Annotated in this window: 15 protein-coding genes; 7 read left to right on the plus strand and 8 right to left on the minus strand. The window is 64.8% G+C overall.

The features are described 5' to 3' along the window. Window positions 1–105 precede the first annotated feature (105 nt). Window positions 106–411 carry an ATP-dependent Clp protease adapter ClpS gene (gene clpS / locus ABVQ20_RS26935; RefSeq protein WP_354463146.1) on the plus strand — a complete coding sequence of 102 codons (306 nt, stop codon included), beginning with the start codon at window positions 106–108 and terminating at the stop codon, window positions 409–411. A 299-nt stretch (window positions 412–710) separates the two neighbouring features. Here clpS and ABVQ20_RS26940 read toward each other — a convergent pair whose 3' ends face one another. Genes ABVQ20_RS26940 through ABVQ20_RS26955 form a run of 4 tightly spaced genes read right to left on the minus strand, consistent with a single transcriptional unit; the run spans window position 711 to window position 7,524 of the window. Further along, window positions 711–2,783 (minus strand): hypothetical protein, encoded by a 2,073-nt coding sequence (locus ABVQ20_RS26940; RefSeq protein WP_354462694.1) that lies wholly within the window; start codon window positions 2,781–2,783, stop codon window positions 711–713. 3 nt (window positions 2,784–2,786) lie between these two features. After that, window positions 2,787–5,609 (minus strand): DUF4159 domain-containing protein, encoded by a 2,823-nt coding sequence (locus ABVQ20_RS26945; protein ID WP_354462695.1) that lies wholly within the window; start codon window positions 5,607–5,609, stop codon window positions 2,787–2,789. Continuing rightward, window positions 5,606–6,520, minus strand: a complete 915-nt coding sequence (locus ABVQ20_RS26950; protein WP_354462696.1) for a DUF58 domain-containing protein — start codon at window positions 6,518–6,520, stop codon at window positions 5,606–5,608. The genes ABVQ20_RS26945 and ABVQ20_RS26950 overlap by 4 nt, the downstream gene beginning before the upstream one ends. Beyond that, a complete protein-coding gene (locus ABVQ20_RS26955) occupies window positions 6,520–7,524 on the minus strand; it encodes an AAA family ATPase (protein WP_354462697.1) in 1,005 nt (334 codons plus the stop codon). Before ABVQ20_RS26955 ends, ABVQ20_RS26950 begins: the two co-directional genes overlap by 1 nt. A gap of 141 nt (window positions 7,525–7,665) precedes the next feature. Between ABVQ20_RS26955 and ABVQ20_RS26960 the strand changes: the two genes are divergently transcribed. From ABVQ20_RS26960 to ABVQ20_RS26970, 3 genes are read left to right on the plus strand one after another with little or no spacing between them, the layout of a single operon-like run. After that, on the plus strand, window positions 7,666–8,295 hold the full coding sequence (locus ABVQ20_RS26960; RefSeq protein WP_354463147.1) for a DUF1285 domain-containing protein: 630 nt from the start codon (window positions 7,666–7,668) through the stop codon (window positions 8,293–8,295). After that, the gene (locus tag ABVQ20_RS26965) at window positions 8,295–8,927 is read left to right on the plus strand and encodes a CoA pyrophosphatase (RefSeq protein ID WP_354462698.1); all 633 of its coding nucleotides are present in this window, start codon (window positions 8,295–8,297) and stop codon (window positions 8,925–8,927) included. Before ABVQ20_RS26960 ends, ABVQ20_RS26965 begins: the two co-directional genes overlap by 1 nt. Then, entirely contained in the window at window positions 8,924–10,186 is a 1,263-nt protein-coding gene (locus ABVQ20_RS26970) for a CCA tRNA nucleotidyltransferase (protein WP_354462699.1), read from the plus strand. The genes ABVQ20_RS26965 and ABVQ20_RS26970 overlap by 4 nt, the downstream gene beginning before the upstream one ends. 147 nt (window positions 10,187–10,333) lie before the next feature. On the opposite strand, the gene ABVQ20_RS26975 is transcribed toward ABVQ20_RS26970, so the two are convergent. Together ABVQ20_RS26975 and hemF are read right to left on the minus strand one after the other, a co-directional pair. After that, window positions 10,334–10,519: a DUF1059 domain-containing protein gene (locus ABVQ20_RS26975; protein ID WP_354462700.1), complete on the minus strand. Its 186-nt coding sequence runs from the start codon at window positions 10,517–10,519 to the stop codon at window positions 10,334–10,336. Window positions 10,520–10,765: 246 nt separating this feature from the next. After that, entirely contained in the window at window positions 10,766–11,680 is a 915-nt protein-coding gene (hemF, locus tag ABVQ20_RS26980) for an oxygen-dependent coproporphyrinogen oxidase (protein ID WP_354462701.1), read from the minus strand. 218 nt (window positions 11,681–11,898) lie between these two features. Between hemF and ABVQ20_RS26985 the strand changes: the two genes are divergently transcribed. After that, the gene (locus ABVQ20_RS26985) at window positions 11,899–12,156 is read left to right on the plus strand and encodes a hypothetical protein (protein WP_227345610.1); all 258 of its coding nucleotides are present in this window, start codon (window positions 11,899–11,901) and stop codon (window positions 12,154–12,156) included. On the opposite strand, the gene soxR is transcribed toward ABVQ20_RS26985, so the two are convergent. Next, window positions 12,153–12,599: a redox-sensitive transcriptional activator SoxR gene (soxR, locus tag ABVQ20_RS26990; protein ID WP_354462702.1), complete on the minus strand. Its 447-nt coding sequence runs from the start codon at window positions 12,597–12,599 to the stop codon at window positions 12,153–12,155. The genes ABVQ20_RS26985 and soxR overlap by 4 nt on opposite strands. Window positions 12,600–12,741: 142 nt before the next feature. Next, window positions 12,742–13,200, minus strand: a complete 459-nt coding sequence (locus tag ABVQ20_RS26995) for a tRNA (cytidine(34)-2'-O)-methyltransferase (RefSeq protein WP_354462703.1) — start codon at window positions 13,198–13,200, stop codon at window positions 12,742–12,744. A gap of 443 nt (window positions 13,201–13,643) precedes the next feature. On the opposite strand from ABVQ20_RS26995, the gene ABVQ20_RS27000 reads away from it, so the two are divergent. Next, window positions 13,644–14,015 (plus strand): hypothetical protein, encoded by a 372-nt coding sequence (locus tag ABVQ20_RS27000; protein WP_354462704.1) that lies wholly within the window; start codon window positions 13,644–13,646, stop codon window positions 14,013–14,015. Window positions 14,016–14,067: 52 nt separating this feature from the next. Beyond that, window positions 14,068–15,948: an ABC transporter ATP-binding protein gene (locus tag ABVQ20_RS27005; protein WP_354462705.1), complete on the plus strand. Its 1,881-nt coding sequence runs from the start codon at window positions 14,068–14,070 to the stop codon at window positions 15,946–15,948. The last annotated feature ends 6 nt before the right edge of the window (window positions 15,949–15,954 follow it).

The following is a 15,954-nucleotide window of genomic DNA, read 5'->3' on the forward strand; positions in this document are numbered from 1 at the left end:
GGCGGATGGCCGCCGGGGAACCGGTCCGTGGCTGCCCCGAATGGACGACAGCGCTCGCCCATGTCAGAACGACAGCCTTGAATTATCGTGCGATTGCCGGTTCCGATGCCCGAGATCACCACAAAACCCCGTGTCCAGGTCAAGCCGCAGGTCGAGCGGCCGAAGCTCTACAAGGTCATCCTCATCAATGACGACTTCACGCCCCGCGAGTTCGTGGTGACGGTGCTGAAGGGCGAGTTCAAGCTGAGCGAGGACCAGGCGCACAGGATAATGATCACCGCCCATCGCCGCGGCGTCTGCGTCGTTGCCGTCTTCACCAAGGATGTCGCCGAGACCAAGGCAACGCGCGCGACCGACGCCGGCAAGGCCAAGGGCTATCCCCTGATGTTCACGACCGAACCGGAGGAGTAAGGAGTGGTCGCCCGCAGGGCGATCAATCGACAACGATTTGTCGATTGAAGCGACGAACGCCCGGAGCCATAGCGGAGGGCTGCGGCCGGTTCGCAGGTTCTGCCTTCTCCCCCTTGTGGGAGAAGGTGGCCTCGCGAAGCGAGGTCGGATGAGGGGTGTTCCAGGGAACACCAGCATCTCACTCCGCCGGAATACCCCTCAACCGTCTCGGCGCTGCGCGCCGATCCACCGCCCTGGGCGAGTCACGGGCCTCGCCCGCCCTTCGGGCCCCACAAGGGGAGAAGGAAAAAGAGGCGCCGCTACCGTCCCTCGCGATACCACATCGAACCCATGGCCAGGAGCAGCAGGCCGAGGCCGAGGAAGCCGCCGAACAGGGGCACGCGTGACACGGCCTTCAGCACGCTGTCGTCGGTGGTGCGCAGGCCGATCCAGTCGCTGCCTGAAGCTTCGCCCGAGGACCGCACCGGCACGACGGCCGGCAGGGTTACGTCGCTGGCGGATGACGTCGCCAGCCGGCGCACGCCGCCGCCGGTTGCTTCCGCCGGCGCCCTGAGGCGATTCAGCGTGGAAACGACATCGGCGAATTCCGGCGAGTTGATCGGGCCGACATGGGCAAGTGCGGTCAGGTCGCCATTGGCGATCTGGTAGAGGCCGATCTCGCTGGTCTGGACGCTGCCGAGGAAGACGCCGGGCTCCGACTTGTCGAGCTTGACGCTCATCGTCTTGCCGGAAGGGGTGATGACCTGCGCCGTGCCTGGATCATCGGCCATGGTCTGGCGGCGGATCTCCAGCACCATGCCGCGCCCGTCGGCGGTCAGCCTTTCCTCTTCAAGCTCCGGCTCCTTCATCAGCCAGTGGGCGATGCGCCGGTAAAGCTGGACATGCGGGCCGCCGCCCTCGAAGCCGCGCGCCCACAGCCAGCCCTGGTCGGACAGGAGCATGCCGACGCGGCCTTCGCCCTTGCGGTCGAGCAGCAGCAGCGGTCGGTCGTCGGCGCCCTTCATCACCACCTGGCCCTCGGGATTCTGCACGCCGATGGTGCGGAACCAGCGGCTCCAGTGCGGCGGCTCGGTGGCGGAACCGTCGAGCCCGCGTGTCACCGGGTGGCGCTGGCCAAGGTCGGTGAGGCGAGGATAGAAGGCCTTGTCGATGACTTCGCCGGTCGGCATCGCCGGCAGCGCCGACATCAGCGGCGTGCGGGCAATCGAAGCGTCTCCGGCATATTCGGGGCCGGCGGCGATCAGCAGCGCGCCGCCCTTTTCTACATATTCGGCGATGTAGTCGTAATAGAGGATCGGCAGCACGTCGCGGTGCTGGTAGCGGTCGAAGATGATCAGGTCAAAATCCTTGATCTTCTCGACGAAGAGTTCGCGCGTCGGGAAGGCGATCAGCGACAATTCGTTGATCGGCGTGCCGTCCTGCTTTTCCGGCGGCCGCAGGATGGTGAAGTGGACGAGGTCGACCGAGGCGTCGGATTTCAGCAGATTGCGCCAGGTACGCTCGCCCGCATGCGGCTCGCCCGAGACGAGCAGGACGCGCAGGTTCTCTCGAATGCCATCGACCAGCGCGATGGCGCGGTTGTTGGTTTCGGTGAGCTCGCCCGGCTCCTTGTCGATGGCGAGTTCGATGATGTTGCGGCCGGCGCCGGGAATGGTGACTTGCAGCGCCATCGTCTGGCCGACGATGGCGTGCTCCACAGAGACCTGCTGGCCATTGACGGAAACGCGGACATCGACCGGAACGGGCTCGTTCTCGGTCGAGATGACGCGGTAGCTCATGTCGAGCGGCTTGCCGACAAGGCCGAAGCGCGGCGCATTGTCGAAGCGGATGCGGCGGTCCTTTTCGTGGTCGTTGCCGGTGATCAGCGCGTGCAGCGGCGCGTGGAAGTCGGGGCTACCTGCCGGTGCGTCATGCACCTGACCATCTGTAATCATGATGGCGCCGCCGATGCGCGACGGCGGCACGTCGCGGAACGCGCCCTCGAGCGCACTGAAAAGCCGGGTTTCGGCGTGCTCGTCGGTTGCCTCGGTCTTGCCGGCCTCGACGACGCGGACATCGAACTGCTTGAAGCGGCCAAGACGCTGTTGCAGGCCGGCCAGCGCCTCGTCGGTCTGCTTGGTGCGGTCGCCGATATCCTGGCTCGGGCTGCGGTCGACGACCAGGGCAATGACGCTTTTCAGCGCCTCGCGCTCCTCGTCGAGGAAAACCGGATTGAGGACGGCGGCGCCCAGGGCCAGGAGGGCGACGAAGCGCAGGACCGAACCGCGCTGGCGAAACCACAGCCCTACCAGCGACAGGAGCAGCAGCGGCACCAGCACGATGGCGAGCAGCGGCCAGGAAATGAGCGGTTCGAAGGAGATCGACCAGTTCATGAGCTACTGCCCCAGCCGTTCGAGCAGCACGGGGACATGCACCTGGTCGGATTTGTAGTTGCCGGTCAGCATGTACATCATGATGTTGACGCCGGCGCGCAGCGCATAGATGCGCTGCATCGGGTCCGACGGCACGGTCGGTAGTAGCGGGTCGCCGTTTTCGTCGACCGCCCAGGCGCCGGCGAAATCATTGGCGGTGATCATGATCGGCGACACGCCGTCGCCGGTGCGCACCGGCCGGTTCTCGGTGTTGCTGGCGTCGAGCGACGCTTCCACCCAAAGCGGGCTGCCGGCGAAACGGCCGGGAAACTCGGGCATGATGAAGAAGGACTTGGTCAGCACATGGTCGGACGGCACGGGTTCCAGCGGCGGCACGTTGAGATTGGCCAGGATGTCGCGCAGCCGCTCGGTGGCCAGGCTGGTCGAATCGGCGCCGATGCCGTTGGCGAACTGGTCGCGCGTGTCGAACAGCACGGTGCCGCCTTGCTGCATATAGGCGTCGATACGCGCGATCGACGCCTGGCTCGGCATCGGTGCCGCCGGATCGATCGGCCAGTAGATCAGCGGGTAGAAGGACAGCTCGTCCTTGGAGATATCGACGCCCGCCGGTGCGCCCGGTTCGAGCGCGGTCTTCTCGATCAGGAACCGGGTCAGGCCCTCCAGCCCGGCGCGGCTGATCGAATCGTCGCCGGGTACGCCGGTCAGCACATAGGCGATGCGGGTCTTCGAAATCGCTTCGATCGCCGCCTGATCGCCGGGCTTGGCATCATCGGCACGAGCGAGGTCGGCGTGGCCGAACAGCGCGCCAAACAAAATCAGCAGCACGGCCGTGGTCGTCACCGCACCGGTGCGGCGTGGCCGACGCGAAAACAGGCCACCCATCCAGAACACGGCCAGCGTGTCGAGCGCCATCAGCAACAGCGCTATGGTCACCAGCGGCCCCTTCAGGTTCCGCGATTCATCGAAAGCGTACTGGATATCGGTGACCGGCACCGAAACGTTCGGACGCACCAGTGGCGCGAACACACTGCCGGCCTCCAGGAGGTTGTGGGCAAAGACACCGGATTCTGAGCCGTAAAGGCCGGGCGGGTTCTCGAAGGTCACCGGCAAGCGGCCAGCACCGGGAACCAGCGGCCTTGCATCCGGCGTCGGCGGCACCAGCGTGCCATCGGCTGATATCATGCGGTAGGGCGCCAGCGAGGTGGCCGCGGCTTCGGCATTGGCGACCGCCGCACCCTGGTTGCGCGATATCTGCACGATGCGCCTGAGCATCTCGACGAAACTGCCGGAGATCGGCAGGTTGGACCAGGTCGCCTCGGGCGTGACGTGGAACAGCACCAGCGTGCCCTTGCCCTTCTTCAGCCCGGTCACCAGCGGCGTGCCGTCGGCAAGGGCCGCCCAGGTGCGATCGACGATGTCAGGGGTCGGCTCGGCCAGCACCTGCCTTGTGACGGTGACCTCCGTCGGCGGCGCGAGATCGGCGAAGGGGCCGGCCTTGGGAAATTCGGTGACGGGTTGCGGCGACGTCCACGACAAGGCGCCGCCGAGCGAGCGCTCGCCGGTGCGCAGCCTGACCGGCAGCAGATCATCGTCATTGCCGGCGGCGGCCAGCCGCGAGCCGGCAAAACGCACCAGCGTACCGCCATTGTCGACCCAGTCGACCAGTCTCTGCCGTACCTGCTCCGGGATCGTGCCGATATCGGCCATGATGATCATCGCCGGCTTCTGGTCGAGGATCTGCGGAATGGCGTCGGCAAGGTCGGCGCTTGAGGGCTCGACGAGGTCTGCGAAAGGCTGGAGCGCGCGGCGGATGTAATAGAGCGGCGACAAAAGCGGCTGGGCCTGGTCGGCCTCGGCCTGCGACAGCAGCCCGACGCGGCGGCGCTTGGAGCTTTCGTCGAGGACACGCACGGCGCCGGCATGGCGTTCGCCGTCAAGCGCGATCGAGGCGAAGTCGTTACGCAGTTCGAACGGCACGGTCATGGTGCCGGTGGCGGTTGCCTCGCCGGGGGCAAAGGTCAGCGTCGCATCGGCGATGCGGCGGCCCTTGTCGTCGAAGGCGCCGGCCGTTACCTGCCGAGGGGCCAGGTCGCCCGGAGCGCGAATGGCGGTGAGGGCAAAACCGTCCACCTGGTTCTCGGCATTGGTCAGGCCGGCGAGCGACATCCGGTCGGTGACCGCCCAGACGACGCGCGCGGCGTTTTTCGACAGGAGCGTGTTGAAGGCGGCTTCGTCGCCTTGAGCGGCCAGGCCGTCGGCAAGCACGGCGACGCTGGCGCCCGGCAGGGAGGCCAGGGCACTGGCGACGCGAGCGTAGACGCCGGGACGGTCGGTCGGGATCGGGCGGGGCTTTGTGGCACGTAAACGGTCCAGGGCCTTGGCGGCATCGAAGGGCCCGATCTCGGAATTGGGTTTTTCGGCGGTGAAGGCGATGATCACCGGCACGCCGTTCGAGCCGGCATCGGCGATCAGCCGTTCGGCGGTGGCGACGCGCTTGCCCCAGTCGGCGGCACTTGCCCAGTCATTGTCGATGACCAGCGCAAGGGCGGCACCCTCGGCCGGCAGCTTTTCGCGCGGATTGAAGATCGGTTCGGCAAGTGCCGCGACGATGAGCGCGGCCATCAGCAGCCGGAGCAGCGTCAGCCACCATGGGCTCTGTTGCGGCGTCTCCTCGCGCTTCAACACACGGGCCAGGATCTTCAGCGGCGGAAAAATCTCGGCCTGTGGCTTGGGCGGGGTGAGCCGCAGCAGCCACCAGATCACCGGCAGCGCCAGCAGGCCCCACAGCACCATCGGTGCTCCAAAGGAGAGCGGCAGCCAGCTCATGCGCTGACCTTTCCGGCATAGCCGCCATCGGCGGTCATCGCCAGGTGCAGGCGCACCAGCGCATCGGAGGCGAGGCGGTCGGTGTGGTTGACGGTAAAGCTCCAGCCGAGCCGCTTGCACCAGGCGGCCAGCTCGTGGCGGCGGGCAGTGTAGAGCAGGCGGTATTCATCGCCGAGCATTTCGGCGCGGCCGGCGGTCAGCTTGTCGCCGGTCTCGGGATCGGTGAATTCGGTGCGGCCGGCATAGGGAAAAGTCTCCTCGGCCGGATCGGCGACTTCGATCAGATGCGCGCGCACGCCGTGGCGGGCGAGCACGTCGAGCCAGGCCATGGTGTCTTCGACCGGATCGAGGAAATCGCTGACGATGACGATGTCGGCGAAGCGGCGGATTGCCGACAGATCGGGCTTTGCCGGCAGTTCGCCGGCATGCGTCAGCCGCGCCGCGATGCGCTCGGCGCCGTTGCGGGCGGTGAATGGATCGGTGAGGCCCGGCCAGGCGATGCGCTCGCCGCTGCGCGACAGAAGCTCGGCCATGGCCAGCGCGATGACCAGCGCGCGGGATTGTTTCGAAACGCTGGCGCCGGTCGATTTGTAGAGCATGGAGGGCGAGGGGTCGGCCCACAGCCAGACCGTATGGGCGGCTTCCCATTCGCGGTCGCGCACATAGGTGTGGTCGTCGCGGGCCGAGCGGCGCCAGTCGATGCGCGAGGAATCGCCTTCGACATAGGGGCGGAACTGCCAGAAATTCTCGCCGATGCCGCGCTTGCGGCGGCCATGCCAGCCAGCAATCACGGTGTTGACGATGCGCCGCGCCTCGACCAGCAGGTCCGGAACCAGCGAAGCCCGCAACCGGCCACGGGCGAGCGCGTCTCTCGTCGCAGTCGGTGCCTGGAGCTCGCCAACACGCGCCATCAGATACCTTTGGCCAGTTTCGCCACGACGTCGCGCACGGTGGTGCCTTCGGCGCGGGCGGCGAAGGTCAGCGCCATGCGGTGTTGCAGCACCGGCTCGGCGAGCGCCCTGATATCGTCGACCGATGGCGCCAGCCGCCCGTCGTAGAGCGCGCGGGCGCGGGCACACAGCGTCAGCGCCTGGCTGGCGCGTGGTCCCGGGCCCCAGGCAACATGCTTGTCGGTTTCCGCGTTGCCCTGGCCGGGGCGCGCCGAGCGCACCAGCTTGAGGATCGCCTCGACGACGCTTTCCGGCACGGGCATGCGGCGGATCAGCGTCTGGATTTCCCTCAGCCGGGCCGGCTGCAGGACGTTTTCGGCTTTGGCATCCTCGATGCCGGTGGTCTCCAGCAGGATGCGGCGCTCCGCCTCGATGTCGGGGTAGAGGATGTCGACCTGCATCAGGAAGCGGTCGAGCTGTGCCTCGGGCAGCGGATAGGTGCCTTCCTGCTCCAGCGGGTTCTGCGTCGCCAGCACGTGGAAGGGCGCCGGCAGGTCGTGGCGGGCGCCGGCGATGGTAACGTGATATTCCTGCATCGCCTGCAGCAGCGCCGACTGGGTGCGTGGCGAGGCGCGGTTGATCTCGTCGGCCATCAGCAACTGGGCGAAGATCGGCCCCGGGATGAAGCGGAAGGAACGTTTTCCGGTCTCGTCCTGCTCCATCACCTCGGAACCGAGGATGTCGGACGGCATCAGGTCGGGCGTGAACTGGATGCGGCGCGAATCAAGACCGAGCACGATACCCAGCGTTTCGACCAGCTTGGTCTTGGCAAGGCCGGGCACGCCGACCAGCAGCGCGTGGCCGCCGGCCAGCACCGCCACCAGCGTGCGCTCGACCACGCTTTCCTGGCCGAAGATGACCCGGCCGACACCGTCGCGAACCCTGGAGATGTCGGACAGTGCCTTTTCGGCCTGGGCGATCATCTCGGCTTCGCTGATCGGATTTTCCTTGATCATCACGCTCATTCAGCATCGATCCTTGTTGTTGGAAATACCGGCCCGCAGAATAACATGACTGCCGCGATTCGGCCTCGCGTAGCGCCTATGATCGAACTTAAATCGTACACTTAGGCTGACAAGCGAAACAACAGTGACTATTTCGTGACCATGACGGAACACTCCGAACATCGTGAAGAAAGCCTGACGGCGGCAACCGAGGCGCGAGGGCTTGAGGCGCTCGTGTCGCGCGCCACGCGCGCCGGTAAGGGGCCGGCGCCGGTCGAGCGCTGGAATCCCGATTTCTGCGGCGATCTCGACATGGAGATCAAGGCCGACGGCACATGGTTCTATCTGGGCACGCCGATCGGCCGCATGCCCCTGGTCCAGCTCTTTTCCTCGGTGCTGCGCAAGGACGCGGACGGCAAGACCTATCTGGTGACACCGGTGGAACGGGTCGGCATCCGCGTCGCCGATGCGCCTTTCATTGCCGTCGAGATTAATGTTTCCGGCAGCGGCGACGAGCAAATCATCACCTTCCGCACCAATGTCGGGGATGTGGTCGAGGTTGGACCGGATCGTCCCCTGCGCTTCGTCGACGAGAGCGAGACCGGCGGATTGAAACCCTATGTGCTGGTGCGCGGCCGGCTGGAGGCGCTGGTGGCGCGGCCGGTGATGTACGAACTGGTCGGGCATGGCGAGGAGATCGAGATCGGCGGTAAGACCATGTTCGCCGTGCGCTCCAAGGGCGCCGTGTTTCCGATCATGGCGGCGGACCAGTTGAAGCGGCTGACTGCGTGATGGACCAGGTGACGCCGGCCCGGTTTTCCACCGCGGATTTTCGCGCGCGCTTTGCGGCGCAGCCGGCCGCGCATGCCGGCGACGATTTTGGCGATCATCGCTTCAATCCCGGTCATCCGCGTCTCAGCCAGGCCAGGGCGCTGCGCGATGCCGCGGTGCTGATCCCGGTGGTCGACCGCGACGGCGATGCGACGGTCCTCCTGACCAAGCGGGCGGAAAAGCTGCGCAGCCATTCGGGGCAGGTGGCCTTTCCCGGCGGCACCATCGATGCGACCGACGCAAGCCCGGAAGCGGCGGCGCTGCGCGAGACCTTCGAGGAGATAGGCCTTGGCGGCGATCGCATCGAGATCATCGGCCGCATGCCCGACTATGTCGCCGGCAGCGGCTACCGCATCGCGCCGGTGCTGGGCATAGTTCGGCCTCCTTTCCAGTTGACACTTAACGCCGACGAGGTCGATGCCGCCTTCGAAGTGCCGCTGCGCTTCCTGATGGACCCGGCCAACCACAAGCGTGACAGCCGCATGTGGAACGATCTCGAATGGTTCTTCTACGACATGCCGTATGGCGACCGCCGCATCTGGGGCGTCACCGCCGGCATCATCCGTACGCTCTATGAAAGGCTCTATGCGTGAGTTCATCGATTGCGGGCAGGGCCGACTGGCTCGGCGACAAGCATCTGCAGCGCCTGCTTGGCATTCTGACCGAAGGCGGTGAAGAGGCGCGTGTCGCCGGCGGCGCGGTGCGCAACACGCTGATGGGCCAACCGGTCGCCGACATCGACATCGCCACCACCTGCCTGCCTGATGAAACCATCCGCCGCGCAGAGGCGGCAGGCTTCAAGGCGGTGCCGACCGGTATCGAGCACGGCACGATCACTGTCGTCGCCGGCGGCAAGCCCTATGAAGTCACCACTTTGCGCGCCGACATCGAGACCGACGGACGCCGCGCCAGGGTTTCGTTCGGCCGCGACTGGCAGGCCGACGCCGAGCGGCGCGACTTCACCATCAATGCGCTCTATGCCGAAGCCGACGGCACCGTCATCGACCTGGTCGGCGGTATCGCCGACATCGAGGCGCGTCAGCTGCGCTTCATCGGCGATGCGGAAGCGCGCATCCGCGAGGATTATCTGCGCATCCTCAGGTTCTTCCGCTTCTTCGCCTGGTATGGCGACGGCCGTCCGGATGCCGAAGGGCTGAAGGCCTGCGCTCGATTGAAGGAGGGGCTCGGTCAGCTTTCCGCCGAGCGGGTCTGGTCCGAACTGAAGAAGTTGCTGTCGGCGCCCGACCCGTCACGGGCGCTGCTGTGGATGCGGCAGGCCGGCGTGCTGACCAGCGTGCTGCCGGAGAGCGAGAAATGGGGCATCGATTCGATCCACCCGCTGACCAGGGCCGAGAAGGATCTGGGCTGGACGCCTGATCCGCTGCTCAGGCTGGAGGCGATCGTGCCGCCCGATGCAGCGCGCATGAAGACGCTGGCCGAGAGGCTGAAATTCTCGACGACGGAGGCCGACCGCCTGCGCAACTGGGCGCTGAGCGTCGCCGTCGAGCCGAAGACCACCGAAAGCGAACTTGCCAAGAAGCTCTATCGCGGCGACCGGCAAGGATTTGTCGATCGTCTCAGGCTGTCGCTCGCCTCGGCGCGGGCGCGCGCGGTGGAGGATACGGACGCGCTATTGGAAGCCGGGGGCTTTTCGCGCCTGCTTGCCTTCGCTGTTAGATGGGAAAAGCCGGTGTTTCCGCTCAAGGGCGCCGATCTCACCGCCATCGGTGCCAAGCCCGGGCCGAAGCTTGGCGAAGTCCTGAAGAATCTGGAAGTGGAATGGGTCGAGGCGGGTTTTGCACCCGATCGCGACGCGCTGATCAAGCGCGCCGCTGAGGCTTTGGAACCATAGTCCCGAAACCGGGCATGGCTCAGAGCCTGTTTCATCCCGATGGAATCGGGATAGGCCCTGTCTGTTTGTTCGAACATGATCTCTGGACAAACGGGAACCGTTTGTCCGAGAAAACCGGTTCCCACCTTTCGGGATCATGCTCCAGGTTCAGGCCGCGTCGCGGACCTTCTCGATCCTGGACCGGATGGCCTCGATCATCGTTTCACGGATGACCGTTTCGCCATGCGTTTCGCGCATATGCTCGACGGCACGGCGCATGACCTCGGCTTCCTCGTCGGCACGCGTGTGCCAGTCGCAGCCGGGAACCAGCGATCCGCAGTTGAATTGCTTCATGGCATGTCTCCTTTCATCCATGGGGCCGAATCCTTCGAGTCGGGGGAGGGTCCGGCGCATCTTTTTGGGCAGCGATCCGGTTGGTGCGCGGATCGCTGGCGGACGAAAACTATAACACCAATGGGCCGGTCTTGGTTGCATGAAAGCGCCGCGCATCCGGCGATTGGCGCTAACACTTTGAATCTTTTTTGATTCTGCCCGTCATGGTGAGTGGTAAGCGCGAACCACGCTCCGCTCACCAACAGTCTACGGCCAGCGCACCTCCGGCGGCAGGCTGGAGAGAATGGCGGCGACGTTGCCGCCAGTCTTCAGTCCGAAGATGGTGCCGCGATCGTGCAGCAGGTTGAACTCGACGTAACGGCCACGGCGGATGAGCTGCTCGTCGCGGTCGCCATCGGTCCAGTTCTCGTTGAAATTGGCGCGCACGAGATGGCCATAGACGACGAGGAAGGAGCGCCCGACATCCTGGACGAAGTTGAAGTCGGCATTCCAGCCGCCCTTATCCTCGCCCGAATGCAGCCAGTCGAAGAAGATGCCGCCGGTGCCGCGCGGTTCGTTGCGATGCGAGAGATAGAAATACTCGTCGCACCAGGCTTTGAATTTCTGGTAGTCGGCGACATCAGCGTTCTTCTCGCAGGCAAATTGCATGGCGCGATGGAAGGCGATGGTGTCGGGATCATCCTGTGTGCGGCGGCGGTCGAGTACCGGCGTCAGGTCGGCGCCGCCGCCGAACCAGTGGCGGGAGGTGACGACCATGCGCGTGTTCATGTGGACGGCCGGCACGTTGGGGTTCCATGGATGCGCGATCAGCGAAATGCCTGATGCCCAGAAACGCGGATCTTCCTCGGCGCCCGGCATCTGCTTCCTGAATTCAGGCGAGAACTCGCCGTAGACGGTCGAGGTGTGGACGCCGACCTTCTCGAAGACGCGGCCATACATCATCGACATGGTGCCGCCGCCGCCCTTGCCCTCGTCGCGTTCCCAGGGCGTCTTTTCGAAGCGGCCGGGCGACCAGGAGGCCAGCGGACCGCCGAGATCCTGCTCGATCTGCTCGAAGCCGGCGCAGATGCGTTCGCGCAGCGCCTCGAACCACAGCCGCGCCTTCATCTTCTTCTCTTCGATGTCGGCTGGCAGGCCAGCGGGTATCTCGGGTCGTTCCAAGGGCCGTCTCCGGTTGGGCGGGCGGCGAGTCCACAAATGACTCGTCTTTTCCGGGCGCGATCCCTAATCTCTTAGGGGACAGGGTCAAGTCCCGTTGCAGCACCACGCGTCCTTTGGACGCGCAACAGGGCGCTGCGACACCTTGGTTTTGCGCATGATCCTTTCCGAACCTCGATTCCGATTTCGGGGTCATGCGCCAGGTGGCAAGGAGTTCTTTCGTGGGCACGCCGGCAAGACCGCCGCTGCATGGACTGAAGAAAAGGCTCGACCAAAGCCGGGCTGAACGCGCGAACAAGCCACGAGACGGGTTTCTGCGAGAAACCTTCGTCCTGCCGCGCTCCGATGCGCGTCTCAAGGCCCAGGAATGGTTCGAGCGCTTCCCCAAGCAGGCCTACTGGACCGAGATCGAAAGCTGGTTCGAGCGACCGGGGGATTTGATCGAGTTCACGATAAGACGGCTGCCGGCGGCGGATTAGCTTTCGACCAGCAATCGCCTGGCGCCCGTTCCTTCCCTTGCCAGCCGGTCTCCCCTGTTCCTCAGCGGGCATTTGTCGATCGACATGCAGCCGCAGCCGATGCAGTCGGTCAGCCCGTCGCGCAGTTTCTTCAACTGGGCGATCTTCTGGTCGAGCCCGTCGCGCCAGGCGGTCGACAGCAGATTCCAGTCGTCGCGTGTCGGCGTGCGGCCTTCAGGGAGTGATTCAAGCGCGGAGCCGATCTCGGCCAGCGAGATGCCGACTTCCTGTGCGACCTTGATGATCGCCACGCGCCTCAGCACGTCGCGGCCGTAGCGGCGCTGGTTGCCCGAGGTGCGGTGGCTGCGGATCAGCCCGCGCGCCTCATAGAAATGCAGCGCCGACACCGCCACTCCGCTGCGCGCGGCCACCTGGCCGACTGTCAATTCCGTTACTGGCGCCATTCCCGACTTTTCCGCCCCGATTTTTCTGCTTGACCTCAAGTTAAGTTGAGCTTGTAGCGAAGAAACCCTGGATGTGCAAATGAAGGAGAAGGCGATGTGCGCCTGGGTCAAGATGACGGGTGAGGGCCTTGCCGGCGAACCTTTATCCAAGCTGCCGGATGGCTTCGCCCGCCACCATGGCGACGGACAGCGCGACATTGATGCTGCGCGCGCCTGGCTGCATCGGGATGATCAACCGCGCTTGCGCCGCCTCATGGACCGCATCCGGCACGCCTGCCGATTCACGGCCGAACAGCAGGATGTCGCCACCGGCAAAAGCGAAGTCGGTGTAGGAAATAGCGGCTTTGGTCGACAGCAGCACCAGCCGCCGCGCCGCAGCCTTGCGCCAGCCCTGGAAGGCGTTCCAGTCGGCGTGCCGGGTCAGGTCAGCCATTTCGATGTAATCCATCCCGGCCCGTTTCAACGCCCGGTCGGAGAGCGGGAATCCCGCGGGTTCGATGATGTCGACGCCAAGGCCGAGGCACGCGGCGAAGCGCAGGATTGTCCCGGTGTTGCCGGCGATGTCCGGCTGGTAGAGCGCGATGCGGAGACGGTTGTTCATTTCCACATCCTTCTAATAAGTGGCAGATCGGCCACAGGAATCCGGCGGTTTTGGAAATTCCTGGACCTGCGGGTGGCCATTTTCTGCGAAGTCTTGTATACGCCGATCATTGTCAACCCGAACCGATGGAGGGGTAATTCATGATGACCATGCACATCCAGCGCCCCTCTCGTGGACTTGTACGCTCCACGGCGGTTTCGGTACGACGATTCTCCTGACTCTCTAAGACTTGATCGCACCGATTCCCGCCGAAACGCTTTTTCGGCTCTCGAGGGAATCCTGCGATGTTTTTCAAAAAGTCAAAAGGGCTGAACGCCCCACCTGAACGTATCCAGACCGACACTTGTCGTGTCCGGATCGATGCAATCCGTACCTCCGGCCGAATGCCGGCGGACGACTTTGCTTCGCCTTTTTATCTCTATTTTCACACGGAGGACGGACCGATGTTCGATCCCTACAGAATACCCGGCTCAAGAAGCCTGCACGAGCAGAAGGTGGCGACCTGGGCGCTGCTGATCGGCGAAACCTACTCGTCGGCGGTTCATGCCCAGACACGCCGCCGTCCGCATCGCGGCATGCTGCCGGACGTCGATTTCTCGCGCGCGGTTCCCGACCCGAGCCGTCCGTCGCTGGTGCGGCGGATCATCCGGCTGATCCGACCGAAGAACCGCGCTGTTGCCAGTGTGGCGTCAGCATCGTCGAACCAGCCTGTCGGCGAAACGTCGTCGTCACCCTATATTGGGCGAAGCAAGACCGGCGACTCGGGTGAATCCGAGTCGCCGGTCTTGGATGACGTACGCTCGCTTGCCGCATAGCCGGGACCGGTACTGCCGATCCCTTGCATATTCATATTGAAGAGTACCGATAATGTTTGCCTGGTTTGAAAAGAGGCTCGATCCGTTCCCGGCAGCGGAACCGGTCGAGCCGCCGAAGACGCTGGTTGCCTTTTGCGTGCACTACACGCGCGGCGCGTGGCCCTATATCCTGACCGACGCGGTGCTGGTGACAGCCATCGCTATTGCCGAAGTGTGGATGTTCGGCTTCCTCGGCCGCATCGTCGACTGGCTATCCGGGCAGAACCGCGAGACCTTCCTGCAGACCGAAGCCTGGAAGCTCGCCGGCATGGCCTTCGTCGTGCTGTTCGCGCTGCCGGGTACGGTATGGTTCCATTCGCTGCTCAACCAGCAGACGCTGATGGGCAACTATCCCATGCGCATCCGCTGGCAGGTGCACCGCTATCTGCTCAAGCAGTCGATGAGCTTCTACCAGGACGAGTTTGCCGGCCGCATCGCCACCAAGCTGATGCAGACGGCGCTCGCCGTGCGCGAATGCGTCATCAAGCTGATCGACGTGCTCAACTACGTCATCGTCTATTTCCTCGGCATGCTGTTCATCGTTGGCTCGGCCGATCTGCGGCTGGCGGCGCCGCTTGGCGTCTGGCTGATCAGCTACATCCTTTTGCTGCGCTATTTCATCCCGCGGCTGGGCAAGGTCGGCGAGGAGCAGGCCAATGCGCGCTCGATCATGACCGGTCGCGTCGTCGACAGCTACTCCAACATCCAGACGGTCAAGCTGTTCAGCCACGCGCGCCGCGAAGCGTCCTTCGCCAAGGAGGGCATGGGCGGCTTCCTCGACACGGTCTACCGGTCGATGCGGCTGGTGACGGTGCTTTACGGCCTGCTCTACATCATGAATTCGCTGCTGCTGTTCTCGGTCACAGCGATCTCGCTGTGGCTATGGCTGAACCAGGCCGTGACGATCGGCGCTGTCGCCGTGGTCATCGGCCTAGTGCTGAGGCTGTGGGGCATGTCGCAGTGGATCATGTGGGAAATGTCGGGCCTGTTCGAGAACATCGGCACGGTGCAGGACGGCATCGCCTCGATCTCATTGCCGCGCCTTGTCGAGGACAGGCCGGATGCCGGGGATATCGCCGTTTCCAAGGGCGAGATCCGCTTCGACAACATCGGCTTCCACTATGGCAAGCAGAAGGGTGTCATCGAGGGCTTGTCGCTGGCGGTGAAGCCGGGCGAAAAGGTCGGCATCGTCGGCCGCTCGGGTGCGGGCAAGTCGACGCTGGTCAACCTCCTCTTGCGTTTCTACGATCTGGAGAGCGGCAAGATCCTGATCGACGGCCAGGAGATCGCTGGTGTGAAGCAGGATTCGCTGCGCGCGCAAATCGGCATGGTCACGCAGGATACCTCGCTGCTGCATCGTTCGGTGCGCGAGAACATCCTCTATGGCCGGCCCGATGCGTCGGACGAGATGCTCGTCGAGGCGGCGCGGCGCGCCGAGGCGCTGGATTTCATCGGCGGGCTTTCCGATGCCAGTGACCGCAAGGGATTCGATGCCCATGTCGGTGACCGCGGCGTCAAATTGTCCGGCGGCCAGCGGCAACGCATCGCCATTGCCCGCGTTATGCTGAAGGACGCGCCGATCCTCATTCTCGACGAGGCGACGTCTGCGCTCGATTCCGAGGCGGAGGCCGCCATCCAGGAGAACCTCTACAAGCTGATGCAAGGCAAGACCGTCATCGCCATCGCCCACCGGCTGTCGACCATCGCCGCCATGGACAGGCTGGTGGTGATGGACAAGGGCCGGATCATCGAGGAAGGTTCGCATGACGAGCTCGTCGCCAGGGGCGGGCTCTATGCGCAGCTGTGGCAACGGCAGTCGGGCGGCTTCCTGCTCGAGGACGGTCCGGTTGACGCCGCCAACGACGCACTTGCCAAGGGACAAGCCGCAGAATGATGGCTG

Source organism: Mesorhizobium shangrilense (genome assembly GCF_040537815.1).
Classification (GTDB): Bacteria; Pseudomonadota; Alphaproteobacteria; order Rhizobiales; family Rhizobiaceae; genus Mesorhizobium; species Mesorhizobium shangrilense.

Bases quoted from the DNA above. Each gene is read 5' to 3' on its own strand.
- ABVQ20_RS27000 (WP_354462704.1), top strand. From the start codon at position 13,644: ATGTTCGATCCCTACAGAATACCCGGCTCAAGAAGCCTGCACGAGCAG.
- ABVQ20_RS26940 (WP_354462694.1), bottom strand. From the start codon at position 2,783: ATGAACTGGTCGATCTCCTTCGAACCGCTCATTTCCTGGCCGCTGCTC.
- ABVQ20_RS27005 (WP_354462705.1), top strand. From the start codon at position 14,068: ATGTTTGCCTGGTTTGAAAAGAGGCTCGATCCGTTCCCGGCAGCGGAA.
- ABVQ20_RS26975 (WP_354462700.1), bottom strand. From the start codon at position 10,519: ATGAAGCAATTCAACTGCGGATCGCTGGTTCCCGGCTGCGACTGGCAC.
- ABVQ20_RS26945 (WP_354462695.1), bottom strand. From the start codon at position 5,609: ATGAGCTGGCTGCCGCTCTCCTTTGGAGCACCGATGGTGCTGTGGGGC.
- soxR (WP_354462702.1), bottom strand. From the start codon at position 12,599: ATGGCGCCAGTAACGGAATTGACAGTCGGCCAGGTGGCCGCGCGCAGC.
- clpS (WP_354463146.1), top strand. From the start codon at position 106: ATGCCCGAGATCACCACAAAACCCCGTGTCCAGGTCAAGCCGCAGGTC.
- ABVQ20_RS26965 (WP_354462698.1), top strand. From the start codon at position 8,295: ATGGACCAGGTGACGCCGGCCCGGTTTTCCACCGCGGATTTTCGCGCG.
- ABVQ20_RS26955 (WP_354462697.1), bottom strand. From the start codon at position 7,524: ATGAGCGTGATGATCAAGGAAAATCCGATCAGCGAAGCCGAGATGATC.
- ABVQ20_RS26950 (WP_354462696.1), bottom strand. From the start codon at position 6,520: ATGGCGCGTGTTGGCGAGCTCCAGGCACCGACTGCGACGAGAGACGCG.
- ABVQ20_RS26995 (WP_354462703.1), bottom strand. From the start codon at position 13,200: ATGAACAACCGTCTCCGCATCGCGCTCTACCAGCCGGACATCGCCGGC.
- ABVQ20_RS26960 (WP_354463147.1), top strand. From the start codon at position 7,666: ATGACGGAACACTCCGAACATCGTGAAGAAAGCCTGACGGCGGCAACC.